The organism is Salipiger sp. ABN3_019, assembly GCF_056158605.1.
In genome coordinates this window covers 804,753-829,514 of record NZ_JBSWTP010000010.1, presented here as the reverse complement: position 1 = coordinate 829,514, position 24,762 = coordinate 804,753, and the positions used below count along the sequence as shown (strand labels likewise).

Annotated in this window: 21 protein-coding genes and 1 pseudogene; 9 read left to right on the top strand and 13 right to left on the bottom strand. The window is 66.0% G+C overall.

The features are described from left to right. Positions 1 to 10 precede the first annotated feature (10 nt). From ACXAD2_RS25860 to ACXAD2_RS25850, 3 genes are all read left to right on the top strand, one after another. Positions 11 to 424: a DUF3830 family protein gene (locus tag ACXAD2_RS25860; RefSeq protein ID WP_475177029.1), complete on the top strand. Its 414-nt coding sequence runs from the start codon at positions 11 to 13 to the stop codon at positions 422 to 424. 7 nt (positions 425 to 431) lie between these two features. After that, positions 432 to 1,919: a class I adenylate-forming enzyme family protein gene (locus ACXAD2_RS25855; protein ID WP_475177026.1), complete on the top strand. Its 1,488-nt coding sequence runs from the start codon at positions 432 to 434 to the stop codon at positions 1,917 to 1,919. Between the two features lie 114 nt (positions 1,920 to 2,033). Further along, positions 2,034 to 2,936 (top strand): nucleoside hydrolase, encoded by a 903-nt coding sequence (locus ACXAD2_RS25850; protein ID WP_475177024.1) that lies wholly within the window; start codon positions 2,034 to 2,036, stop codon positions 2,934 to 2,936. Between the two features lie 78 nt (positions 2,937 to 3,014). Here ACXAD2_RS25850 and ACXAD2_RS25845 read toward each other — a convergent pair whose 3' ends face one another. The 5 genes from ACXAD2_RS25845 to ACXAD2_RS25825 form a co-directional block, all read right to left on the bottom strand. Further along, positions 3,015 to 4,904, bottom strand: coding sequence for a bifunctional sugar phosphate isomerase/epimerase/4-hydroxyphenylpyruvate dioxygenase family protein (locus ACXAD2_RS25845; protein ID WP_475177022.1), 1,890 nt, complete (start codon positions 4,902 to 4,904; stop codon positions 3,015 to 3,017). 13 nt (positions 4,905 to 4,917) lie between these two features. Next, complete coding sequence (locus ACXAD2_RS25840; RefSeq protein ID WP_475177019.1) at positions 4,918 to 6,192, bottom strand: TRAP transporter large permease; 1,275 nt, start codon at positions 6,190 to 6,192, stop codon at positions 4,918 to 4,920. Positions 6,193 to 6,196: 4 nt separating this feature from the next. Then, positions 6,197 to 6,724 (bottom strand): TRAP transporter small permease, encoded by a 528-nt coding sequence (locus ACXAD2_RS25835; protein ID WP_475177018.1) that lies wholly within the window; start codon positions 6,722 to 6,724, stop codon positions 6,197 to 6,199. 114 nt (positions 6,725 to 6,838) lie between these two features. Next, on the bottom strand, positions 6,839 to 7,849 hold the full coding sequence (locus tag ACXAD2_RS25830) for a DctP family TRAP transporter solute-binding subunit (RefSeq protein ID WP_066110087.1): 1,011 nt from the start codon (positions 7,847 to 7,849) through the stop codon (positions 6,839 to 6,841). An 11-nt stretch (positions 7,850 to 7,860) separates the two neighbouring features. Then, complete coding sequence (locus ACXAD2_RS25825) at positions 7,861 to 8,763, bottom strand: shikimate dehydrogenase (protein WP_066110085.1); 903 nt, start codon at positions 8,761 to 8,763, stop codon at positions 7,861 to 7,863. A 131-nt stretch (positions 8,764 to 8,894) separates the two neighbouring features. Between ACXAD2_RS25825 and ACXAD2_RS25820 the strand changes: the two genes are divergently transcribed. Beyond that, the gene (locus ACXAD2_RS25820) at positions 8,895 to 9,608 is read left to right on the top strand and encodes a TetR/AcrR family transcriptional regulator (protein ID WP_475177011.1); all 714 of its coding nucleotides are present in this window, start codon (positions 8,895 to 8,897) and stop codon (positions 9,606 to 9,608) included. Positions 9,609 to 9,610: 2 nt separating this feature from the next. On the opposite strand, the gene ACXAD2_RS25815 is transcribed toward ACXAD2_RS25820, so the two are convergent. The 4 genes and pseudogenes from ACXAD2_RS25815 to ACXAD2_RS25800 form a co-directional block, all read right to left on the bottom strand. Continuing rightward, positions 9,611 to 10,300, bottom strand: a complete 690-nt coding sequence (locus ACXAD2_RS25815) for an aspartate/glutamate racemase family protein (protein ID WP_475177010.1) — start codon at positions 10,298 to 10,300, stop codon at positions 9,611 to 9,613. A gap of 50 nt (positions 10,301 to 10,350) precedes the next feature. After that, on the bottom strand, positions 10,351 to 11,676 hold the full coding sequence (locus ACXAD2_RS25810) for a TRAP transporter large permease (protein ID WP_475178406.1): 1,326 nt from the start codon (positions 11,674 to 11,676) through the stop codon (positions 10,351 to 10,353). Between the two features lie 141 nt (positions 11,677 to 11,817). Further along, positions 11,818 to 12,258, bottom strand: a pseudogene (locus tag ACXAD2_RS25805) (TRAP transporter small permease); the annotation flags it as partial. Between the two features lie 150 nt (positions 12,259 to 12,408). After that, positions 12,409 to 13,377, bottom strand: a complete 969-nt coding sequence (locus tag ACXAD2_RS25800) for a TRAP transporter substrate-binding protein (RefSeq protein WP_475177007.1) — start codon at positions 13,375 to 13,377, stop codon at positions 12,409 to 12,411. A gap of 235 nt (positions 13,378 to 13,612) precedes the next feature. On the opposite strand from ACXAD2_RS25800, the gene ACXAD2_RS25795 reads away from it, so the two are divergent. Continuing rightward, positions 13,613 to 14,746: an alanine racemase gene (locus ACXAD2_RS25795; RefSeq protein ID WP_475177005.1), complete on the top strand. Its 1,134-nt coding sequence runs from the start codon at positions 13,613 to 13,615 to the stop codon at positions 14,744 to 14,746. Between the two features lie 81 nt (positions 14,747 to 14,827). Here the strand turns inward: ACXAD2_RS25795 and ACXAD2_RS25790 are convergent, their stop codons facing one another. The 3 genes from ACXAD2_RS25790 to ACXAD2_RS25780 form a co-directional block, all read right to left on the bottom strand. Then, entirely contained in the window at positions 14,828 to 16,366 is a 1,539-nt protein-coding gene (locus ACXAD2_RS25790; protein WP_475177003.1) for a tripartite tricarboxylate transporter permease, read from the bottom strand. Between the two features lie 13 nt (positions 16,367 to 16,379). After that, positions 16,380 to 16,811, bottom strand: a complete 432-nt coding sequence (locus ACXAD2_RS25785) for a tripartite tricarboxylate transporter TctB family protein (RefSeq protein ID WP_066110075.1) — start codon at positions 16,809 to 16,811, stop codon at positions 16,380 to 16,382. A gap of 89 nt (positions 16,812 to 16,900) precedes the next feature. Further along, positions 16,901 to 17,890 carry a Bug family tripartite tricarboxylate transporter substrate binding protein gene (locus ACXAD2_RS25780; protein ID WP_066110485.1) on the bottom strand — a complete coding sequence of 330 codons (990 nt, stop codon included), beginning with the start codon at positions 17,888 to 17,890 and terminating at the stop codon, positions 16,901 to 16,903. Positions 17,891 to 18,082: 192 nt separating this feature from the next. Between ACXAD2_RS25780 and ACXAD2_RS25775 the strand changes: the two genes are divergently transcribed. The 4 genes from ACXAD2_RS25775 to ACXAD2_RS25760 all read left to right on the top strand — a co-directional run bounded on the left by ACXAD2_RS25775 (position 18,083) and on the right by ACXAD2_RS25760 (position 23,890). Further along, positions 18,083 to 18,754, top strand: a complete 672-nt coding sequence (locus tag ACXAD2_RS25775; RefSeq protein WP_224904757.1) for a response regulator transcription factor — start codon at positions 18,083 to 18,085, stop codon at positions 18,752 to 18,754. Beyond that, a complete protein-coding gene (locus ACXAD2_RS25770) occupies positions 18,747 to 20,156 on the top strand; it encodes a sensor histidine kinase N-terminal domain-containing protein (protein WP_475176991.1) in 1,410 nt (469 codons plus the stop codon). The genes ACXAD2_RS25775 and ACXAD2_RS25770 overlap by 8 nt, the downstream gene beginning before the upstream one ends. Next, entirely contained in the window at positions 20,153 to 21,238 is a 1,086-nt protein-coding gene (locus ACXAD2_RS25765) for an ABC transporter substrate-binding protein (protein WP_475176987.1), read from the top strand. Before ACXAD2_RS25770 ends, ACXAD2_RS25765 begins: the two co-directional genes overlap by 4 nt. A gap of 243 nt (positions 21,239 to 21,481) precedes the next feature. Then, positions 21,482 to 23,890, top strand: a complete 2,409-nt coding sequence (locus ACXAD2_RS25760) for a membrane-bound PQQ-dependent dehydrogenase, glucose/quinate/shikimate family (RefSeq protein ID WP_475176983.1) — start codon at positions 21,482 to 21,484, stop codon at positions 23,888 to 23,890. A gap of 83 nt (positions 23,891 to 23,973) precedes the next feature. Here the strand turns inward: ACXAD2_RS25760 and ACXAD2_RS25755 are convergent, their stop codons facing one another. Next, positions 23,974 to 24,735 carry a DeoR/GlpR family DNA-binding transcription regulator gene (locus ACXAD2_RS25755; protein WP_475176980.1) on the bottom strand — a complete coding sequence of 254 codons (762 nt, stop codon included), beginning with the start codon at positions 24,733 to 24,735 and terminating at the stop codon, positions 23,974 to 23,976. Positions 24,736 to 24,762: the final 27 nt, after the last annotated feature.

Here is a 24,762-nt window from a genome sequence, read left to right as displayed (position 1 = left end):
GGACCATCCCATGACCAAACTCAAAGTCACCATCGCGGGCATCGAATTTGACGCGCGCTTCGAGGAAGATGCCGCGCCCAAGACCGTCGCCGCCTTCCGCGCGCAGATGCCTTATACCAGCAAGGTGGTGCACGTGCGCTGGAGTGGCGAAGGCGTGTGGATCCCGCTCGGCGAGACCGATTTCGGCGTCGAGTATGAAAACCACACCAGCTATCCGGCGCCGGGGCAGTTCATCCTCTATCCGGGCGGCATTTCGGAAACCGAGATCCTGCTGGCCTATGGCGGCGTGCATTTCGCCTCGAAGATGGGGCAGCTTGCCGGCAACCATTTCATCACCCTGACCTCGAACCTCGACAAGCTGGCCGAGATCGGCCCCAAGGTTCTGTGGGACGGGGCGCAGGACATCCACTTCGAGGAAGTCTGAGGCATCCATGACCCAATCCCCGATCAGCTATGGCGCGCGGCTGCGCCAACTGGCCGCCGCGCGCGGCGATGCCGAAGCGGTGTGCTTTCTGCCCGCGCGCGGCGAGGCGCAATCGCTGAGCTGGTCGGGGCTCAATGCCATGGCCGACGGGTTCGCCCGCGCGCTGATCGCACGCGGCGTGGGGCAGGGTGATGTGGTCGCCTTTGCCCTAGGCAATATCCCCGCCCATCTGGCGCTGGCCGTCGCGGTCTGGCGCGTGGGCGCGACGACCATGGTGCTCGATCCCGGCATCCGGCCCGAGACCGCCGCCACCATGAAAGCGCGCAGCGGCGCGGCGCTGGTGATCGGGCAGCCTGAGGGGCTGGGGGATATCTCGCTGGACAATTTCGAGGCGCTGGCGACGAGCCTGCCCGCCACGCCGGTCGAGGATCGCATCCCGCTGCCGGGCAAGATCGTGCTTTCGGGCGGCTCCACCGGCCTGCCCAAGATGATGTGCGACGACCGCCCCTTCACCCGTGTGCCCGGCGCCAGCTGGGGACGGGTGGCGCCGCGTCTGGGGTTCCGCTGCGATCAGACGCAGCTTGTCTGCGGGGCCATGTCGCATAACGCGCCCTTCACATGGGCGCAGAACGGCCTTTTCGAGGGCAACCGGCTGGTGCTCATGGAACGCTTTGATGCGGTTCGCGCCCTGCAGGCCATCGACACCCATGAGGTGGGCTTTGCCATGCTGGTGCCGACGATGATGGTGCGCATGTATGACCGGCTGGAGGACAGCGGCGCGACCCTTGCCAGCCTGCACGCGCTCTATCACACCGGCGCGCCCTGCGCGGGTTGGCTCAAACAGGCGTGGATTGAGGTTCTGGGGCCGGAGCGCGTGACAGAGATGTACGGCTCGGGCGAGAACACCGGCCAGACCACCATCACCGGCGCCGAGTGGCTGACCCATCAGGGCTCGGTCGGGCGCGGCTTCGAGACGGAGATCCGCATTTACGGCGCCGATGGGCAGCTGCAGCCGGCGGGCGCGCCGGGCGAGATCTTCATGCGCCCCGATGACCTGTCAGGCCGCAGCCATTACACCGGCCCGGACGCCCCGGCCCCCGAACGAGACGCCGACGGTTTTCAGAGCATCGGCGATGTCGGCTGGCTGGATGAGGAGGGCTATCTCTACCTCGGCGGGCGGCGCGATGATGTGATCAACACTGGCGGCGTGAAGGTCCATCCCGAGACCGTCGAGGCCGTGCTGCTGCGCGCGCCTCAGGTGGGTGACGCGGTGGTCTTTGGCGTGGACGACCGGGAGTGGGGCCAGAAGGTGCTCGCCTGCGTCGTGCCCAAGGAGGGCAGCGCCCTCGACGAGGCGGCGCTGCGCGCCTTCTGCCACCAGCACCTCGGCCCGCAGGAAGTGCCGAAACGCTTCCACATCTGCGAGGTGCTGCCCCGCGACGGCTTTGGCAAGATCCGCCGCAAGGCGCTGCGGGCTGAATACGCCGCCGCCTGAGACAGTGGCACGCCCGTTTTCCCGGTTCCCCTGCGCCGTGCCGCGGGGTAGAGCGGTATGGATTTCGCCGGGATGTGGAGACGCGTTCCGGCGCCCATGACCTTGGACCGACGCATGAAACTCATCATCGATACCGACCCCGGCGTCGACGACGCCCTTGCCATCCTCTACGCCGCCGCGCATCCGCAGATCGACCTGCTGGGGCTGACCACCGTCTTTGGCAATGTCACCGTCGCGCAGGCGACGCGCAATGCGCTTTATCTGGTCGAGCGCGCGGGGCTCGACGTCCCAGTGGCTGAAGGCGCGGCCAAGGCGCTGGAATTGCCGCCTGCGACGCCGAGCCATCACGTGCACGGCCCCGAGGGCTTTGGCAGCCTGCCCGAGATGACGCCCAAGGGCGCAAAGCTGGACGAGAGCGCGGCAGAGTTCCTCGTGCGTATGGCGCGCGAGCATAAGGGCGAGCTTGTGCTCTGCCCGATCGGCCCGATCACCAATATCGCCGACGCGATCCGCCTCGATCCCGAGTTTGCCCAGAACGTAAAGCGCATCGTCTTTATGGGCGGGGCGCTGGATGCGCCCGGCAATATCTCGCCCCACGCAGAGGCCAATACCTATCACGACCCGCATGCGCTCGACACCGTGCTGCAGAGCGGGGCGAACATCTGCATGGTCGGGCTCGATGTGACGATGCAGGTGCTGCTGCGGGCCGAGGATTTCGCCGAACTGGAACGGCGCGACCCCGAGCATGGCGCCTTCCTGCGCGAGATGAGCCATTTCTATCTGGATTTCTACCGCTCGGTCGGCGTCGAAGGCTGCGGGCTGCATGATCCGCTGGCGGTGATGGCCTGCATCATGCCGCAGATCGTCGGCACCGAACGCGCGCCCCTGCAGGTGACGCTGGACGGCCCCGAGATCGGCAACACGCTGCGCTGCACCGGGCGACCCGAGGTGGAGATCGCGCTGTCCTGCGATCCGGTCGAGGTGAAGCGGCTGTTCATGGAGACCTTCGGCGGCTGACGCCTAAGGCTCAGCGCTGCAACGCGAACGCCCGCCGGATGGAACCGGCGGGCGTTTGGTTTCTTGCTTTGTGGTGGCTCAGGACTGCGGGATGCCCTTGCTCGGCCCGAGGCGCTTTTGTGCGGCGATGCGGAAGGGGGCGTTGGGCCCGCCAAAGCCCTTGTAGCCCGGGCCGCGCTGCACGATCTCAAAGAACATGCCACCCGCGAAGGCACGGCTGTAGACTTGGAAGAACTCTGCCTCGCCCTCTCGGTCATAGAGGATGTTGCCCGCCCGCAGACGCTCGAGCAGCCCGTCGGGCATATCGAAACGCGCCGCCAGATCGTCGTAGTAGTTGCCGGGGATCGGCAGCGGCTGGAAGCCCAGCTTTTGCATCTGCGCGACCGAGGCGAAGATGTCGTCGGTCGAAAGCGCGATATGCTGCACCGACGCCCCGAAGGTCGAGGCAAGGAAACGCCCGGCCAAGGTGCGATGGGTCTCGGCGCCATTGAGCGTGATCTTCAGCCGACCCGCGGCGCTTTCCACCACCTGGCTGCGCACCAGACCATCGGGGTCGATGACATCGACCATAGGCGATTTTTCCATGTCGAAGAGCGTGCTGTAGAACAGCGTCCAGCTCAGCATGTCCTCATACGACATGGTCTGCGCGAGGTGATCCACATGGGTCAGGCCCGCGCCGGGCGCCTTGGCCTCGCCGGTGGCTTCGAACTCCACGTCCCAGACCTCGCCAAGGCCGCTGGTGCCGTCGATGAAATGCATCACCGAACCGCCCAGCCCGCGGATCGCCGGGATTGCCAGCTCGCCCGGCCCGGTGGGCTGCGAGAAGGTCGGCGAGCCAAGCGCGGTGGCGCGCTCTACCGTGTCATGGGCCGAGGACACCTGCAGGCCGATGTCGCAGACCGACAGGCCGCGCGTGTTCCAGACATGCGCCGCATGGCCTTCGGTTTCCGAGTTCACCACGATCCGCACGTCGCCCTGTTGCCAGAGCGTGATCGCCTTGTTGCGGTGCTTGGCGGCGTTGCGGAAACCCAAGGTGCGCAGCATGTCGGTCAGCGTCTCGACCTCGCCGTCGCGGGCGGCAAACTCGACAAAGCTCACATCTTCGGCGCGCACGCGCGGCGGGATGGCGGGCATGTCGATCTTGGTCTCGGGCTCGGCGCGGCGCACATCGTCCATCAGCGCGATCAGCGAGCGATAGCCGTCCTGCGCCGTGGCACGCGCGTTGCTGCCGCGGAACTGGTCGTTGAAGATCTCGAGGCTGATCGGTCCCGTGTAGCCCGCCGCCATCACCGCCTGCATGAAGCGTCTGACTTCCAGATCGCCCTCACCGGGCATGTTGCGGAAGTGGCGCGACCAATAGAGCAGGTCCATCTCGATCGCCGGCGCATCAGCCAGCTGCACGAAGAAGATCTTCTCGCCGGGGATCGCGCGGATCGATTCCGGGTCAAGCTTGCGGCCCAGCGTGTGGAAACTGTCGAGGATGATGCCGACGTTGGAATGGTCGGCCTGCCGCACGATCTCCCATGCGTCGCGGTGATCGTTGATGTGGCGGCCCCATGCCAGCGCCTCATAGCCAAGGCGGATGCCGCGCTCTTTGGCGATCTCGCCAAGCTCGGCAAGGTCATTCGCCGCACGCTGGATGCCGCCCAGCGAGCGCGGGTGCACGGACGAGCAGATCAGGATCAGGTCGGTGCCCAGTTCCTGCATCACGTCGAACTTGCGCTTGGCGCGGTCGAAGGCTTTCGAGCGCAGCGGCTCGGGCAGGCACTCGAAGTCGCGGAAGGGCTGGAACAGCGGGATCTCCAGCCCGTGGTCGCGGATCATCCGGCCGACCTCGCGGGCGCCGCCGTCATGGGCGATGAAATCCTGCTCGAAGATTTCCACCCCGTCGAACCCGGCGGCAGCGATGGCCTCGAGTTTCTCGGGCAGGGTGCCCGAGATCGAGACGGTGGCGATCGCGGTCTTCATGGGTCGTCCCTCCTTAATAGCCGAGCACGCGCGGCAGCCAGATCACCGTTTCGGGCACGAAGGTCAGGATGAACAGGACCAGCACCTCGACAAAGAAGAACGGCATGATCGAGCGGATAAGACGCGCCATGCCCACATTGGCGACCCCTTCGGCAACGAAGAGACACAGGCCAAGCGGCGGGGTGATCAGGCCGATCATCAGGTTGAAGATGACCAGAATGCCGAAGTGGGTCGGATCGACGCCCATCGACACGGCGATCGGGTGCAGGATCGGCACCAGCACCAGCATCGCCGCGATACCTTCGAGGAACAGGCCCACGAAGAGGAAGAGCACGATCACCGCCAGCAGGAACGCCGTCTTGCTGTCGACATTGGTCAGCACCCAGTCGGTCAGCATGTTCGGCACGCGGTTGTAGGTGAGCAGCCAGTTGGCTGCCGAAACGGCGGCGATGATGATCAGGATCACCGCGCTGTCGCGCATGGCGCCCGAGAAGATCCGGGGCAGGGCCGAGAGGCGGATGTTGCGGTAGACGAAAAGGCCGAGGATCAGCGCGTAGCCCACGGCAAAGCTCGCGGCCTCGGTCGGGGTCACGATGCCCAGCAGGATCGAGCCCACCACCAGCACCGGCATCAACAGCGGCAGGATGCCCTGCAGCAGCGCCTGTCCGTTCGACGGCCCGCCCAGATCCCCGGTCTGGTCGCCCTTGTCGACCTTCACGGTCAGCATGACGTAGGCCGACAGGAACACCGCCAGCAGGATGCCGGGGATCACGCCCGCAAGGAACAGCGCCGGAACCGACACGCCCGACACGATCAGCGCGTAGATGATCACCGGGATCGACGGCGGGATGATCGGGCCGATCACCGAAGAGGCGGCGGTCAGCGCGGCGGCGAAGCTGCGGTCATAGCCGTGCTTTTCCATCTCGGGGATGAACACCCGGCCAATCGCCGAGGTGTCGGCCACAGCCGAGCCGGAAAGGCCCGCGAAAATCACCGAGGCCCAGATGTTCACCAGTGCAAGACCGGCGCGCATGCGGCCCACCAGCACGTTGGCAAAAGCGATGATACGGCCAGTGATGCCGCTTTCGTTCATCAGCTCGCCGGCCAGAACGAAGAGCGGAATGGCCAGCAGCGGGAAAGAGTTGAGACCCTTGTAGATCTCGGTGGGCACGATGCGCAGCGTGTAGGGCGCCTCGCCGGTGGCCATGAAATAAAGCAGCGCCGCGATGATCGCGATGGCGATAGGGGCACCGGCCAGCAGGCCGCCGATCAGGATGAGATAGACCATTGGCTCAGACCTCCGTGCGGCCGGTCAGCCGCTGGATCAGTTTCAGGGTGGCCGCGATGGCGAGGATCGCCCCGCCGAACGCAACGGCATATTGGTAAGGGCCGACCTTGCCGAGCCAGACCAGCGCCTCGATGCCGGTGCTTTGCGCCAGCGCGTCCGCGGTCGCTTTCAGCCCCGAGGAGTTGACGCCGCCGCGGCGCAGCGCAAAGACGTGGCCCGCGTAGGCCAGCCCGATGCCCGCGGCGATGCCCATGACGTCGGCAGCGGTGAACACCCAGTGGCGCACGCGCTTGGGCAGCATGTCGGAAATTACGGTGAAGCGGATGTGGCTGTCGCTCAGATAGGCCAGCGCAAGGCCGAACATCACGCCGTAGATCGTCAGGTAGATCGGCAGCTCCTCGCCCCACGGAACCGAGCGGCCAACGGCGTAGCGCCGGATCGAGTTGACGAAAATGATGAGAAAGACCAGCGCCATGCTGAGGCCGGCGCCGAAGGCAAAAACCCATCGGGCGGCACGGGTGAGACGATCCATCGTGGCTCCTCCGAAGACAAGGCCCGAGCGCACGGGCCAAAAGGCGGACCTGCGGGGCAGGCCGTAAAGAAAAGCCGGGCCGCATTCATGCGGCCCGGCCAATGGGGTCGCAGATTACTGCGAGACTTCCGAGACGGCGGTCTGCAGACGGTCGATCCACTCGGCATCGTCGCCCAGTTCGCCGCGGAGGTATTCGACGACCGCAGGTTGCGCCTTTTCTGCAAAGGCTGCAATCTCGTCGGCGGTCGGCGCGTAGACTTCCATGCCTTCTTCCTGCACGGCACCGACGCCCTGCGCGGTGTTCCACTGCTGGATGGCGCGGCCCATATTGCCGGCGATGCGCGCGGCCTTGGCGACCACTTCTTGCTGCGCGGGCTCAAGCATGTCGTAGAACTCGTCCGAGATCACGATGAAATCGGCGGCGTAAACGTGACCGTCGAGGGTCATGTATTTCTGCAGCTTGTGCAGGCCGTTGTTGTAGATCACGCCAACCGGATTTTCCTGACCGTCGACCACGCCGGTCGACAGCGCGTTCGGCAGTTCGGTCCATGCGATCGGGGTCGGCTCACCGCCAAGACCCTTCACCATCTCCACATACAGCGGGATCGGCTGCACGCGGAACTTCAGACCTTCCATATCCGCGGGCGATTTGATCTCGCGGGTGTTGTTGGTGAAATTGCGGAAGCCGGTCTCGCCGTAGGCCAGCGTGCGCAGGCCGGTCTCTTCGAGGCAGTGCTGCGCCAGCGCGTCGCCAAACTCGCCGTCCAGCACGTCCCATGCGACGGTGGCCGAGGAGAAGGTGTAGGGGATGTCCAGCACCGAAGCGGCCGGGCAGACCTTCGACATTGCGCCGGAAACCAGCGCGACCTGGGTCAGGTTGTCCTGCACCTGCGCGACCAGTTCGTCTTCGTTGCCGAGCGCGCCCGCCGGGAACAGCTCGACGGTCATGTCCGACTCGCCCTCGACGATGTTCTTGAAGATCTGCGCCGCGGCGCCTTTCTTCGAGCCGGTCCACTCGTCAGGATCCACGTGCGCGACGCGCAGGGTCTGAGCGCCTGCGGTGGTTGCAGCGAGGCTGCCGCAGAGTGCGGTGACGGCAAGCAGAGACTTGGTGATAGAACGCATGAATTCCTCCCTCAGCGTTTCGTGTTGCCCGCGTCTTGCGCGGGCTGGTCGAAGGCGTCGAACGTCGCCTTCATGCGAACCGGATCGGCGGGCCGACCGGTAAAGAGTTCGAAGGCGCGCACCGCTTGGAACACCGCCATGCCCGAGCCGGGCAGGACGCGGCAGCCCTTGGCGCGCGCGGTCGCGATAAGCTGGGTCTCGAGCGGAAAATACACGATATCCGCGACCCACAGATCGGCTTCGATAAGGTCTTCGTCGATTGCCATGCCCGGCAGCTTGGCCATGCCCATTGGCGTGCAGTTGACCACACCGTTCGGACGGCCTTCGGCAAAGAGCGCGGCGATATCGCTGACCGCCTGCGTCTTGGTGCCGGGACGGTTGCTGGCGACCAGCTTGGCAAGCCCTTCGGCCCGTGCCGGATCGGTGTCGAAGATCGACAGCGTCTCGACGCCGCAATCTGCCAGCGCATGGGCCACGGCCACACCTGCGCCACCTGCACCAAGCAGCAACGCGTGGCGTGTATCAGCGCCGTCGAGGCCCCGGCGGAAGCTTTCAGCAAAGCCCCACATGTCGGTGTTGTGGCCGGTCCGCTTGCCGTTCTCGAAGACGACGGTGTTCACCGCGCCCACGGCGCGGGCGTTCTCCGACAACTCGTCGAGCAGGTCGATCACGTCGATCTTATAGGGATAGGTGATGTTCAGCCCGTCAAAGCCTGCGGCCTCGGCGGCAGAGACCATCTGCGCCAGCGTCATGTCCTTGCGCTGGGGCGCGTCCATGTCGAGCTTTTTATAGGTGGTGAAAAGACCTTGTGCGCGCGCTTCCTGCATCTGCATCAGCGGGGTGCGCGACAGCGCGATGCCCTGACCGATCAGGCCGGCAAGCAAACTGTCTTCTCTTGTTTGCGCGTTCTCCAAAGCGGCCTCCCCCCAACTTCGCGTGTCTGACAAGTTGTCGCAGCATTGTACTCGGCAGTTAAATTGTCAAGTGAATTGAACCGGCGGGTTAAAAATGTAGGATAACGTTCAAGAGGACGTGAGGAGGACGCATGGGGAGGCCTGCGGAAAATCGAGCAAAGTCACGGGGCTGGAAACAGAATCCCGAAGCGGTGAAGGCCGACATCCTGCGCGTGGCGCGCAGCGAGTTCGCCCGCCGTGGGCTTACGGGGACACGAATTGAGGACATCGCCGCACAGACGACGACCTCGAAGCGGATGATCTTCTATTATTTCGGGGACAAGGAATCGCTCTACGAGGCGGTGCTGGAAGAGTGCTATGCCGAGGTGCGTGGGGGCGAGGCGGAGCTTGATCTCGAAGGGCTGCCACCGGATGCGGCGCTGAAGGCGCTCTTGGAGTTCACCTTCGACCACCACCGCCGCAATCCCGAGTTCATCCGCCTCGTGATGATCGAGAACATCCACGAAGCGCGCCACATGAAGAAGATGCAGGCGCTGGCGGCAAAGAACGAACGGGCGATTGGCGTAGTCGAGAAGATCTGCCGCGCGGGCTGCGCGGCGGGGCTGTTCCTGCCGGACATCTCGCCGGTGGCGCTGCATTGGCAGATCAGCGCGATGAGCTTTTTCAACGTGGCGAACCAGGCGACTTTCTCGACCAACTTCGGTCCGGCGCTCTTCACCGAGGAGGGGCAGGCGCTGCTGCGCCGCTCGGCGGTGCGCGGCATTCTGGCGGCGGTGCTGAAGGATCCCTCGCGGATCGACAGCCTTTGTCCCGCAACGCCGGGTGGCTCGGAAAGCGCGGGCTGAGCTCAGGCGGGCGCAGGCGCCACCAGCCGTGCCGCGTCGAGGATCGAAAACACCGGCCGCCGGGTGACGCGGCGGATCGCGTCCGCGTAGGGCGGCAGGTTTCCGCATTCCAGAACGATGGCCGCGATTTCGGGCGCGCGGGCGATCAGCGCCTCTGCCGCGGCGCAGACCTCGGCCTGCATCTGCGCCCGGTCGAAGCTGGCGTTCTGGCTGTCCTTCGCGGCAAGGAAGGTCTGGGCGAAAAGGGCACTGTCCTGAAGGCCCGCGATCCGCACCTCCTCGGGCGCGGCTCCGGCGGCGCGGATCGCCTCCGTCCCCAGCGCGGCGGCGGACGCGGTCAGCACGCCGATCGGGCGCCCGCCGGTCATCTGCCGCACCATCGGCAGCAGGCACAGCCCCGAGAGCACCACTGGCACGGGCAGCGCGGCGGCGATCTCTCGCTGCACCGAGATCAGGAAGCCGCAGGTGGAGGTGATCAGGCAGGCCTCTTCCGCGACCAGCTCTTCGGCAGCCTCCCGGAAGGCATCCACCAGCTGCGGTGCCGGGCGTCCGCTGCGTACGATATCCGGGCTGCCCGCCCCGGGCACGACGCGCACGCGGGCAGGCAGGTGGTAGCTGGCTGGATTGCCCGCGTCGCCAAGGATGCGCGGGAACTGCGTGTCGAGGCTGAGGATGCCGATGAAGGGCGTCATGTGCGAAGCCTGTCGGTTGGTCGGGGGCCGGCGCACCGGCCCCCGTGGGATCACTGCGCGGCCTGTACCGTTTCTGGCAGCCATGTGGCAAGGCCGGGGAAGGCCACCAGCACGCCGACCATCAGCACCATGATCAGGAACATCGGCAGCGCGGTGCGGGCGATGTAGCTCATGTCGTGGCGGGTCATCCCCTGCAGCACGAAAAGGTTGAAGCCCACCGGCGGGGTGATCTGCGCCATCTCGACCACCACCACGATGAAGATGCCGAACCAGATCAGGTCGATCCCGGCGGCGCGGATCATCGGCTCGATGATCGCCATGGTCAGCACCACCGCCGAGATCCCGTCAAGGAACATGCCGATGATGATATAGAACACCGTCAGCGCGGCGATCAGCGCCACCGGCGAGAGATCCCACGCGGCGATCATCCCGGCCAGCGCGCGCGGCACGCCGGTAAAGCCCATGGCCAGCGTCAGGAAGCTCGCGCCCATCAGGATCAGCGCGATCATCGCCGAGGTGCGGGTGGCGCCAAAGAGGCTCTCGCGGAACGCCTGCCAGCTGAGCGAGCCCTGCAGCAGCGCCAACACCAGCGCGCCGATCACCCCGAAGGCTGCGGCCTCGGTCGCCGTGGCGATGCCAAGATACATGGAGCCGATGACGACCATGATCAGCGCGATCACCGGGATCAGCAGGGTCGAGGCACGGAGTTTCTCGCCAAACGACATCGCGGGCTCGGGATCGGGCGCCTGATCGCGGCGGACCACTGACCAGATCGCGATATAGGCCATAAACATCGTCGCCAGCACCAGCCCTGGAAAGACGCCCGCCATGAAGAGGCCGGTGACGCTCTGCTTCACCGTCACGCCGTAGACGATCAGCGTCAGCGAGGGCGGAATCATCAGACCCAGCGTCGCGGCGCCCGCCAGCGTGCCGACGATCATGAACTCTGGGTAGCCGCGCTTGCGCAGCTCGGGGATCGACATCTTGCCAACCGTGGTCAGCGTGGCGGCAGAGGAGCCCGAGACCGCCGCGAAGACCGTGCAGCCCACCACGTTGGAGTGCAGCAAGCCCCCCGGAAAGCGCGAAAGCCACGGCGCGAGCCCCTTGAACATGTCCTCGGAAAGCCTTGTGCGATAAAGGATTTCGCCCATCCATATGAACAGCGGCAACGAGGTCAGCGTCCAACTCGAGGCCGAGGTCCAGACGGTGATGCTCATGGAACTGCCGGGGTTGCGCGGGGTGAAGCCGATCATCCCCATATAGGCGACCCCCATCAGCGCCAGCCCGACCCAGAGGCCCGAGCCCAGCAGGAAGAACAGCACGAAGAGGAAGACGCCGATCTTGAGCCCTACCGCGTCGCGGTCGAAGCCGGTCATCAGGTGGACGGCGGCATAGAGCACCAGCGCGCAGGCTGCAAAAAGCATCAGCCGCGCTTTGACCGAGCCGAGCGCGTCGCGCAGAAGCGGCTCGCGCGGCGCGTCGACGCCCATGCTGGGGGTGAAGAGAATGCCGATCAGGCTGTCGATCACCGCAACGGCCAGCAGCACCGCGCCCACCGCCATGACGATTTGCGGGATCCACAGCGGCGTGCCGTCCTGCCCTTGGCTGACGTCGTTGATCTTGTGGCTGAGGATCGGCGTCTGAACCGCGTACCACGCAAAGAAGAGCGCCACCACGGCGGCGGCGGTATAGCACCAGATCTCGATGCAGCGCCGCCAAGCGCCGCCGCGTTCGACCAGCATGCCGACGCGGATATGCTCGTTGCGGCGGAAGGTGTCGGCCAGCGCGAGGAAAGAGGCCGCGGCCATGGCGTAGCCCGCGTAATTGGCGCCGCCGGGCAGCAGGATGCCGAGCCAGCGGGTGACCATCTGCGCCACGACAAGGCAGAGGATGGCGATCAGCGCCAGCGCGGCGCCATAGCCTGACGTGGCATAAATGCCGTCCAAGATGCGGCGCATGGGCTGCCCTCCTGTGGTCTCTTGGTCTTGTTCTAGGGTCTCTTGAGAGGTCATATCGGGGCCCGCAACACCGGCACCACACCGCGGGTGCGGATGGCGCAGGGGCGCCCCGGCAAGACCGGGACGCCCCGTATCAGCGTTGCCTTGTCCTTACTCGGCGTCGTAGGCGTCGATGATCGCGGTGCCGTTCTCGCCCGCGTTCTCTTTCCACTCGGCGGTCATGGTCTTGCCGATCTCCTGCAGCTTGGCGGTGATCGCCTCGGCGGGCGGGTTCACGTCCATGCCGTTGTCGGCCAGCGTCTTGACGAACCCGCCTGCCAGTTCGGCTGCCTTCTCGGCGCCGCGGGTCTGGGCGGCTTCGGCCTCGTCCATCACGCAGGTGCGGGCTTCGTCCGACAGTCCGTCAAGCGCATCCTTGTTGGCAAAGACCGTGTTGCGCGGCAGCCAAGCCTTCACGTCGTAGAAGTTGGTCATGTCTTCCCAGACGCTTTCGTCCACGCCGGTGGCGCCCGAGGAGATCATCGCCGAGACGACGCCGGTGGCCAGCGCCTGCTTGAGATCGGCGGCTTCAACCTGCGTCGGCACCATGCCCGCGAGTTCGGCGACTTCCGCGGTGATCGAGTTGTAGGCCCGGAACTTCACGCCTTCCATCTCTTCGGGCGTGGTGACCGGCTTGGAGAAATACAGACCCTGCGGCGGCCACGGCACCGAATAGAGCGGCACGATGTTCTGCGCTTCGAGCACCTTGGCAAGCGTCGGCTCTGCGGCGGCGCGCAGCTTTTCGGACGCCTCGAAGGAGGTGGCGAGGAAGGGGATCGAGTTGTAGGCGAAAACCGGGTCTTCGTTGGCATGGGCCGACAGAAGACGCTCGCCGATCTGGGCTTCGCCCAGTTGCACGGCGCGCTTGATCTCGTCCCCCTTGAACAGCGAGCCGCCCGCGTGGATCACGATCTCCAGCTCGCCGCCGGTGCACTCTTTGACGGCGTCGGCGAAGATCTGGGCGTTCTCGGTGTGGTAGTTGCTGGCCGGGTAGGCCATCGGCATGTCCCAGGTCTCGGCCGAGGCGGCGCCTGCGAGCGCGGTGGTCAGCGTCAGGAACGCGGCTGCGGTGAACTTCATGGTGTACCTCTCTGTGGTTGCATTGGTTTTTATTGTTCTGTCCCGCCATCAATGTTGATCGGCGAGTCATTTGCAACGAGGTTTGCAGAAGTTTTTCGCCATTGGAACGCTGCATCGGGAGTTGCCGCATCGTTCCTATGCAAATGCTGCGCGCGGACGGGTGCCTGTCAAAACCCGGCGAAACGGGTAAAAGCGCGCAAAGCCGTCACAGGCCAGAACGCAAGGAGAGCCGCCCATGTCGCCCATGTCCACACATCCCGCCATTTTCGAAGGGCTCACGACGCCGGCGCTGATCCTTGACGAGGCGAAGATGCTGCGCAATCTCGCGCGGCTTTCGCAGCACGCGGCGGATCTGGGTGTTGCCCTGCGCCCGCATATGAAGACCGCGAAATCGCTGGAGGTGGCCGAGCGGATGAGCGGCGGCACTCCGGGGCCGATCACCGTCTCGACGCTGGCCGAAGCCGAGGTTTTCGCCGCCGCCGGGTACAACGATATCCTCTATGCGGTTGGGATCGCGCCCGGAAAGCTGCCGCGCGTGCAGGCGCTGCGCGCGCGGGGCTGCGATCTGGTGGTGATCCTCGACAGCGCGGCGCAGGCGCGGGCAGTGGCCGAGGCGGGCTTCCCGGCGCTGATCGAGATCGACAGCGACGGCCATCGCGGCGGGCTCTCGGCGGAAGACCCGGGCCTGCTCGAGATTGCGCGCATTCTGGCGGATGCAGGCGCGCTGCGCGGCGTGGTGACCCACGCGGGCGAAAGCTATGGCGTGTCGGGTGCAGAAGCGCATGCCGAGTTTGCCGAGCGCGAGCGCGCCGCCACCGTGGCGGCTGCAGAGGCGCTGCGCGCGGCGGGGATGGCCTGCCCGATCGTCAGCGTAGGCTCGACGCCCACCGCCCATGCGGCGCAAGACCTCACCGGGGTCACCGAACTGCGCGCCGGGGTCTATATGTTCTTCGATCTGGTGATGGCGGGCATCGGCGTGTGCACGACCGATGATATCGCACTGTCGGTGCTGGCGTCGGTGATCGGCCATCAGCCCGACAAGGGCTGGGTGCTGATCGATGCAGGCTGGATGGCGATGTCACGCGATCGCGGCACGGCGGCGCAGTCGGTGGATCAGGGCTATGGCATTGTGTGCGACGCCGAGGGGCGGGTGATCCCCGAGCTGATCGTCACGGCGGCCAATCAGGAACATGGCATCATTGCGCGCCGCGACGGCGCGGCCGGCCCCATTCCCGATCTGCCGGTGGGCACGCTGCTGCGCATCCTGCCCAACCATGCCTGCGCCACCGCGGCGCAGCACGGCGGCTATTCGGTGATCCCTGCGTGCCCCGGCCCGCTGCAAAGCTGGGCGCGGTTCGGCGGCTGGTAAGCCGGTCCGAGCGCCATTGGTCAAATGAAAAAGGCCCCCGCCGAAGCGGGGGCCGTGGAGTGCTGAGCAGAGGGCGAGGGGTCAGTCGCTCAGCACGCCTTCTTCGTCCCGGCGGCGGTGCATCTTGGCGCGCACCACGCGGCCCACGATCAGCGGCATGATGAAGCCGAGGATCGCGATGGACCAGAGCGCGATCGACAGCGGGCTGTCGATCAGGGTGAACCAATCGCCGTTGTCGATGGTGATCGCGCGGCGCAGGTTGTTCTCCATCGTGTTGCCAAGCAGCGTGCCGAGGATGATCGGCACCAGCGGCACGTCGAGCTTGCGCAGCACCCAGCCCATCACGCCAAAGCCGATCATGATCAGCAGATCGAAGCTCGAGCCCGAGATGCCGTAGATGCCGACAAAGCTGACCATGGCGACGATCGGCATCAGGATGCGCGGCGGCACCATCAGCACGCGGGTGAAGATGCCCACCATCGGGATGTTCAGCGCCAGCAGCATGATGTTGGCGATGAAGAGCGCGGCGATCAGGCCCCAGACCACATCGGGGTTCTGGGCAAACAGCAGCGGGCCGGGGGTGATGTTGAGCGACAGCAGCACGGCCAGCAGAACCGCCGTGGTGCCCGAGCCCGGCACACCCAGCGCCAGCATCGGCACCAGCGCGCCACCGGCGGCGGCGTTGTTGCCCGCCTCGGGGGCGGCGACGCCGCGCGGATCCCCGGTGCCAAAAGTGCCTTCCTTGTCCACCAGCCGCTTTTCCATCGAGTAGGAGATGAACGAGCCCAGCGACGCCCCCGCGCCGGGCAGAACGCCCGCGATGAAGCCCAGCACCGAAGTGCGCAGCATGGTGGGGGTGCATTTCTTGATCATCGACATCGGCGGGGTGAGGCGGCCCAGCTTCAGCTGGGTCGAGGACGCATCGGCGCTGCCGTGGCGGTGCTCGAGGAAGATGAAGACTTCCGACAGAGCGAAGAGGCCGACGATGGCCACGAGGAAATCGAGACCGTCATAGAGGTGCACTTCGCCGAAGGTGAAGCGCGGCACGCCGGTCTGGGTGTCGACGCCGATCATCGCAAGGCCAAGGCCGAGCATGGCGGCGAAGGCCGATTTCGCCTGATTGGTCGACGACACGCCGCCAAGCGTGGCGAAGGCCAGCGCGAAGAGGGCGAAATATTCCGCCGGTCCGAACAGCAGCGCGATCTTCACCAGCTGCGGCGCGAGGAAGATCAGGCCCCATGTGGCAAAGAACGCCCCGACGAAAGAGGCGATGCCCGACAGCGAGAGCGCCTCGCCGGCCATGCCCTTCTTGGCCATCGGGTGGCCGTCGAGCACGGTCATCATCGCCGGCTCGTCACCGGGAATGCCAAGCAGGATCGAACTGATCCGCCCGCCGTACATGGCGCCGTAATAGACCGAGGTCAGCAGGATCAGCGACGGCGTCGGGCCAAGCCCGAGCGTGAAGGCGAGCGGGATCAGGATGGCGACGCCGTTCGACGGACCGAGGCCCGGCAGCGCGCCCATGATGGTGCCCAGAAAGCAGCCCAGCAGCGCGAGGCCGAGGTTCTGCAGGGTGAAGGCAACGGCAAAACCGTCGCCGAGACTTGCGAAAACGTCCATTTCGGCCCTCTCCTCAGAAGCCCAGCGGGCCGCGGGCGAGCGACAGCCCCAGCGCCAGATGGAAGACAACGTAGATGCCGACAGAGGTCAGCACGCCGATCAGCAGCGACTGCAGCGGCGCGCTGCCAAGGCGCCACGTCAGATAGGCGGCGGCAACGGCGGTGGCGATGACGAACCCTGCGATCGGCAGGAACTCGGCGTAGAGGATCATCACCACCACAGCGGCGAGGATCTCGACGAGACGGGGCAGGGCGGGCCACTGCGGTTCAGCGTCCGGTTTCAGCGCGATGAAGATGGACGAGATGCCGAGGATGGTGGCGATGATCAGCGGGAAGGCCTTGGGGCCGACTTCGTCAGAGAGGAAGCTTTCCTCGATCTGCAGCGCCGCCCAGGCAAAGAAGATGGCGAGCGCCAGGCCGAAGAGGCCGAAGATGCGGTCACTCATGGGATCCCCCTTGGTTTGCGTGAAAGGATAATTGGAGGCGGCGGGCCCTCTGGGAGGAAAGGGCCCGCCGCGCCAAGCGTGGGATCAGGTCACTTAATGATGCCGATCTCGCGCGAGATGTTCTGGATCTCGCTCACGCTGTCCGAGACGAACTGCTCGAACTCTTCGCCCTGCAGGTCGAGCGGGGCGAGGCCATTGGCCGACATGATCTCTTTCCACTCGTCGGAGGCATAGAGATCACCGATCTTCGAAACCCAAGCGTTGTAGGCTTCGTCGCTCATGCCCTCGGGGGCGTAGAAACCGCGCCAGTTGGCACCGATGGCGTCGACGCCCTGTTCCTTGGCGGTCGGGAAATCGGCGAAGTCGCCTTCCAGACGCTCGGGCGCAAGCACGGCGATGACCTTGATGTCGCCGGAGTCGACAAAGCCCTTGGCTTCGGATGCGTCACCGGTGAAGGCCTGCACCGAGCCTGCGAGCAGTTGGGTCACCGCCTCGCCGCCGCCGTCGAAGGCCACGTATTTCACCTTGCGCACGTCTTCGATGCCATAGGCGGACGCGGCGATCAGCACCTTCAGGTGGTCCCAGCCGCCAACGGCCGAGCCGCCCGCCACGGAAACCGACCGCGGGTCTGCTTTGATCATGTCGAGCAGTTGCGGAAGCGTCTCGATCTCGCTGTCAGCGGACACCGCAAGCACGCCGTAGTCCGCGCCGATCGACGCCAGCCAGCGCACCTGATCGGTGGTGTTGCCCGGATAGGCACCCTGCGCCAGACGGGTCGCGGTGGCCGAGCTGGCCGCAACGATCAGATCGTTGTCGTCGCCGCGCTTGTTGACCACTTCGGCAAAGGCCACGCCGCCGCCGCCGCCTGCGAGGTTGACCACCTGCATGGTCTTCGAGATCAACCCGAGGTCCTGCATGGATTTGCCGACCTGACGGCAGGTGAAGTCCCAGCCGCCGCCGGGGTTCGCCGGTGCGATGCACTCGGGGTTCTCGGGGGTATAGTCCTGCGCCTGAGCGGCAAGGGCGGAAACACCCAGAACGGTCGCGGCAATGAGGCCGCGGGTTGCATTGATAAACATGGTATCCTCCTCATGGTCGGCGCCGCGCATACCGAACACGACCCCGTCAGTTCCCCGCAGAACCCGACTGCGCTTTGCAGCCTCCCCGGTTGCGGGTTAAGACGTGTCTCTAAGCCACGAAGCTGTCGCGAACCTGTCAGAGACCTGTTAGCGCGCACGAGCGCTTCGTCAGCGAAGAGGAGTACCAGTGCCATGCGTGTTCTGATGGTCGAGGATGCCAGCGATCTTGCCGAGGGGGTCAGTACACGGCTCGCGCAGTCCGGCATCGTGTGCGACGTGGCTGATTGCCTTGAAGCGGCTGAAGATTTCCGCGCCGTGCAGAGCTATGACGCGATGGTGCTCGACATCAATCTGCCCGACGGATCGGGGCTGCGGCTGCTGCGCGACATGCGCTCCGCGGGCGACCGCACGCCGGTACTGATGCTGACCGCGCTGGTCTCGGTGGACGACCGGGTGAGCGCGCTCGACCTTGGCGCGGACGACTATCTTGGCAAACCTTTCGACCAGCGCGAGCTTGAGGCGCGGCTGCGCGCCTTGGTTCGGCGCGAAGCGGACCAGAAGGGCTCCGAGATCGTGCTTGGCCCGCTGGCCTTTTCCCCGGCAGGGCAAAGCGCCACGCTGGAGGGCAAGCGGCTCGATCTGACCGGACGCGAGGCCGCTTTGCTTGGAGTGCTGCTCCGGCATCAGGGAAATTATCTGGGGAAGAGCCGCCTTTACGATTCCCTCTATGGGTTCGGCGATGCCGACGTCGGGGTGAATGCGATCGAGCTTTACATCGCCCGTCTGCGCAAAAAGCTCGCGGGCAGCGGTGTCGGCATCGTCACGCAGCGCGGCGTGGGCTACCGGATCGGCCTCGATGGCTGAGGGCGCGGCGCGGCTGCCGTCCAGCCTGTCGGCGCGGGTGCTTGGGGCGGTGGTGCTGATCCTGCTGGTCGGCGGGCTGCTGGTGGCGGCCTCGACGCTTTACAACGGGCGGCTGGCGGCACGGCAATCCTACGACCGGATCCTGCTTGGCGCAGCGCAGGACATCGCCGCCTCGATCCGCATTCAGAGCGGCACGCCTTTGGTCGACCTGCCCGTCTCGGCCTTTGAATTGCTGGCGCAGGCGCCCGAGGATCGCATCCACTACTCGGTGCGCGGTCCGGGCGAGGAGTTGATCACCGGGCTCGATGAGACGCTGATCGCGCCGCAGGGGCGGCGCAGCGGCGGGGCGCCCGAGTTCTTCGATGCCCGGCTGAATGGCGAGGAGGCGCGCTTCGTCCGTCTCACCCGGCGCTTTGCCGAGCGCGATTTTTCTGGTGGCATCTCCGTCACCGTGGGTCAGACCCTGCGGGCGCGGCAGGCGATGGCGCTTGACCTGACGCTCGACGCTTTGCTGCCTATGCTGCTGGCCGGGCTGGCGCTTTTGGTGATGTCTTGGGTGGTGACCCGCTCGGCGATGCGCCCGCTGGAGGCGCTGTCCGAGGATCTGCTGCAGCGCGATCCCTATGATCTGACCCCGGTGCCCACCGACCGGCTGCCGCGGGAACTGACGGTGATGCTGGACTCGATGAACCGCTTCATGGGACGGCTCGACCGGCAGATGGAGGGGATGCGCAACCTGATCTCGGACGCGGCGCATCAGCTTCGCACGCCGGTGGCGGCGATCCGTGTGCAGGCCGAGTTGATTCAAGATCTGGAGGATGAAGCCGCGCGCCAGCGGGCACTGGCGCGGCTGCTCACCCGCACCCGGTCGCTGGGGGCATTGCTTGATCAGCTTCTGTCGCGCGCGCTGGTCATTCACCGCACCGAAAGCGCGCCGCGCACGCCGCTCGATCTACGCGAGGTGGCGCTGGACCTGATGGAGCGTTCCGACCACGCGCTGCTCGCGCCGGGGGCGGACCTGCGGCTGGAGATCGGCGAAGAGCCGGTGATGGTGCGCGCCGATGCGTTTTCGGTGGGAGAGGCGGCCAAGAACCTTCTGGCCAATGCGCTCAAGCACGGCACCCCGCCCATCGCCGTCGGCGCCGAGCTGCGCGGGACCGAGGCCGCGCTTTGGGTGCAGGACAGCGGCGCCGGGCCCACGCCCGAGGTGGCCGCCCGGCTTGGCCAGCGTTTCGAGCGCAGCAGCAGTTCCCGCGAGGACAGCGCCGGACTGGGGCTGGCGATCGTCAGCGCCGTGGCCGCGGCCTTTGGCGGGCGGATTGCGCTCGAGCATCCCGAGTACGGCTTTCGCATCTCTCTGCTGCTTCCGGCAGAGCCGCCCAGCGAGGAGGAGGCCCCGTGATCGCTTTGCTGTCTCGCCTCGCTCTGGCGCTGATCGCGCTGGTGGCGCCCCTTGTCGTGCCACTGGCCGCCGCCGCGCAGGAGCGGATCGACGTCGTCGGCAGCGCACCCACCGAGCTAGTCCTGCGCTCGACCACCGATCTGTCGATCATCCGCCCGGTGATCGAGCGCTTTACCGCGCGAAATCCGGATCTGTCGGTGCGCTATGAGCAATGGGGTTCGAACAATCTTTTCGACAACAGCCGCGCTGCCTGCGAAGGGGCGGCCCCTGCGGCTGACGCCGTGTTTTCCTCGGGCGCCCATCAGATGACATGGCTGGTCAACGCCGCCTGCGCGCATCGCTACCAGTCGCCGCGCACGGATGCGCTGCCCGCCTCGCGCCGTTGGCGTGACGAGCTTTGGGGCATCACCGAAGAGCCCGCGGTGATCATCTACAACGCGGGCGCCATTCGCGGATCAGACGTGCCGCGCAGCCGTTTCGAATTGCTCGACCTGATGCGCAACCGGCCCGACCTGCTGCGTGGCAAGATCGCCACCTATGACATCGAGGCCTCGGGGCTTGGCTATCTCTTTGCCCATGCCGACAGCCTCGAGGCGACCACGTTCGGCGCGATGCTCGAAGCTTTCTCCCGCGTCGGTGCCATCGCCACCTGCTGTTCGGCGGCAATCATCGACGGCGTGGCCAAGGGGCGGTATCTCATCGCCTACAATGTGCTGGGGTCCTATGCCGCCGCTGCCGCGCGCGACGGCGATGGGGGCAGAGTGGGGGTGATCCTGCCCGAGGACTACACGCTCATCGTCTCGCGCAGTTACATGATCCCCAAGAACGCACCGCATGTGGAAGGCGGCGAGCGGCTGCTCGAGTTTTTGCTGACCGCCGAGGCGCAGGCGATGCTGTCAGAGCTTGGGCTGATCACCCCAAGCGACCCGGATGAAACCAGCCTGCTTCCCAGCGCCCGGCGCCTGATCGCGCTGGCACCGCCGCTCTTGCTGGCACTGGACGGCAGCACGCGGGCACGGCTGTTTTCTCTGTGGGACGAAGCCTTTGCGCCCGACACCGAGGGGCCGGGATTTGGCCCCTGAGGGGTATGGGCGCCGGACGGCGTAACCCCCTCAATACATATATTTTCTGCCCACCTATTCAGCGTAGCCGTGTTTGCGCTGTGCATTCTTGCACCAAGAAAGTGCAAAACTGCCCTTGCGTCCACTTGTCGCGGGTGGAATTAACGAAACAGTCCATTTGAGTCGCGCGTTGCCCAGGGGAGGAGGGGGCAGGGCGAAATTTCCGGCTCGGATGGTGTTCCAACCCTCTGAACGGGAAAGAAAATGACACAATCCTCCTCCCTGTCACGGCCACTGGTGTGGCTGATGATCCTACTGGGCGCGCTGGTTGCGCTCGCGGGTCTCGGACTGGCTGGCGGCGGCGTGATGCTCATCGCGCGCGGCGGCAGCTGGTATTACCTCCTCATGGGCCTCGCGCTGCTCGTTTCGGGCATCCAGATCGCGCGCGGCGCTCCTGCGGGCGCGGTGATCTACACCGTCGCCTTCGTGCTCACTGTGTTCTGGGCCTTCTGGGAAGCCGGTCTCGATTTCTGGGCTCTGCACGCCCGGATCTTCACCTTCCTCTGCGCCTTTGTCGCGATCATCGCGCTGCACCCGCTGACGCTGAAGCGCGCGGGCCGCAAACCGATGACCGGCACATGGCTCGGCGTCGCCGCGGTGGCCCTGATTGCCGTGCTTGGCATGGGCTGGGGCATGTTCCAGCCGCACGGCCAGCTGAACAGCACGGTTGCCGCTGGCGAGACGCCCGCACCTGCCGATGCCGCGCAGGACTGGTCCAGCTATGGCGCCAACGGGGACGAGAACCGCTTTGCCGCGCTCGACCAGATCACCCCGGAGAACGTGAACGAGCTTGAGGTCGCATGGACCTTCCAAACCGGTGACACGCCGGTCAGCCCCGGTGGCGGTGGCGCCGAAGATCAGGGCACCCCGCTGCAGGTGGGCGATGATCTGTTCTTCTGCACGCCGAACAACACGGTGATTTCGATCGACGCAACCTCGGGCACCGAGAACTGGCGCCATGACTTCCCGACCGAGACACGCACTTGGGTGCGCTGCCGCGGTCTGGCCTATTTCGACGCCGCAGCCCCGCTTCCGCAGCCGACGCTGCCGAACGCGACCCCGGTCACCCCGGTGGACCTGTCTGATGACGCCGCCTGCCAGCGCCGCATCTTCATGAACACCATCGACGCAGTGCTCGTGGCGCTCGACGCCGAAACCGGCGAACTCTGCGCGGACTTTGGCGATGCCGGCATGGTCGACCTCAAGGAAGGCCTCGGCGCGGCGCAATCGCCGCTTTATTCGCTGACCTCGCCGCCGACGCTCGCGGGCTCGACCGTCGTCGTGGGTGGCCGCGTGGCCGACAACGTGGCGCTCGACATGCCGGGCGGCGTGATGCGCGGCTTTGACGTGATCACCGGCGAGATGAAATGGGCCTTCGATCCGGGCAACCCCGAGGATCGTGACGCCCCTGCGGACGGCAATGCCTACACCCGTTCGACCCCGAACGTCTGGGCGCCGATGACCTATGACGCGGCCTCCAACACCGTGTTCATGCCGGTCGGCAACGCCGCCATCGACCTCTGGGGCGTGGACCGCACCCCGGAAGACGAGAAGTACGGCGCCTCGATCCTCGCGCTCGACGCCACCACCGGCGACGAGAAGTGGGTCTATCAGACCGTGCACCACGACCTGTGGGACTTTGACGTGCCGATGCAGCCGACGCTCATCGACTTCAAGGGCACGCCCGCGCTGGTCTTCGGCACCAAGGCGGGGCAGATCTTCGTGCTGGACCGCGTCACCGGCGAGCCGCTAACCGATGTCGAGGAAGTCCCGGTGAAACCCGCGACCATTCCCGGCGAGAAATACGCGCTGACCCAGCCGAAATCGGTGGGCATGCCGCAGATCGGTGCGCCGCATCTGACCGAAGCCGACATGTGGGGCGCGACCCCCTTCGATCAGCTGATGTGCCGGGTGATCTTCAAGGGCTACCGCTACGAGGGCCTGTTCACCGCGCCGGACACCGACTACTCGCTGTCGTTCCCCGGCTCGCTTGGCGGGATGAACTGGGGTGGTCTGTCGTATGACCCGACGGCCAACACCGTTTTCGTCAACGACATGCGTCTCGGCCTCTGGGTGCACATGATGGAGCAAGACCCCGAGGCGGCGGCCTCCAACGGCTCCGAAGCGGTCAACACCGTGATGGGCGGCGTGCCGCTCAAGGGCACGCCCTATTCGGTGAACAAGAACCGCTTCCTGTCGCCGCTTGGCATCCCCTGTCAGGAGCCGCCGTTCGGCACCCTCACCGCGATCGACATGGACACCCAACAGGTCGCATGGGAAGCGCCGCTCGGCACCGTTCAGGACACCGTGCTCTTTGGCATGAAGATGCACCTGCCGATGCCCGTGGGCATGCCCACCATCGGCGGCTCGCTGAGCACCCAAGGCGGGCTCGTGTTCTTCGCGGCGACGCAGGACTACTACCTGCGGGCCTTCGACAGCGCGACCGGCAAGGAGGTCTGGAAGGCCCGCATGCCCGTCGGCTCGCAGGGCACGCCGATCTCTTACGTCAGCCAGAAGGACGGGCGGCAGTACATCGTGATCTCGGCTGGCGGTGCCCGTCAGTCCCCGGATCGCGGCGACTATCTGATCGCCTACGCGCTGCCGCAGGGCTGATCCGCCTCAACAGCTGAACACGCGCCGGCCGGGGAGCCTCCTCGGCCGGCGTTTTCTTTTGCGGCAGGTCCTATTGTGGCGGATCAGCGCGCCACCACCACGTCGCAGCCCCATCCGGCGCAGGCCTCGGCCAAGCTCGGCTCAAGCGGCCTGTCGGTGACGAACATGTCGATCTCGGACAGCGAGGCGATCCGCGCCGGGGCGCTGCGCTTGAACTTCGAGTGATCCGCAACAAGGAAGGTCCGCCGCGACTGGCGCAGGATGGCGCGGCTCACGCCGACCTCCTGAATGTCGAAATCGAGGATGTCGCCCTCCAGATCCAGCGCCGAGCAGCCAATCACCGCAAGATCGAACTTGAACTGCCGGATGCTCTCGGTCGCCAGCGTACCAATCAGCCCGCCATCGGTGCGGCGCAGGCTGCCGCCGGTGAGCAGCACGTCGCAATCGGGATTGGCGGCGAGGATCGTGGCGACGTTCATATTGTTGGTGACCACCATCAGCCCCTTGTGGTGCAAAAGCTCGCGCGCCACCGCCTCGGTGCTGGTCCCGATGTTGAGAAACAGCGAGATGCCATGCGGGATGCGCTCGGCGCAGGCGCGGGCGATGCCGGTCTTGGCGTCCATATTGAGATGGCGCCGTTCCTCGTAGCCGATGTTCATCGTGCCCGACGGCAGCACCGCGCCGCCATGCACCCGCTCGAGCCGCCCGGCGTCGGCCAGCTCGGTAAGGTCGCGGCGGATGGTCTGCAGCGTCACGCCGAAATGCTGCGCCAGCCCCTCGACGGTGACCTTGCCGTCGCGGCGGGCGATCTCGAGAATCTCGGGGTGGCGGAAGGATTGAGACATGCGTGTTCGGTTTCTTTCGCTTTTCGC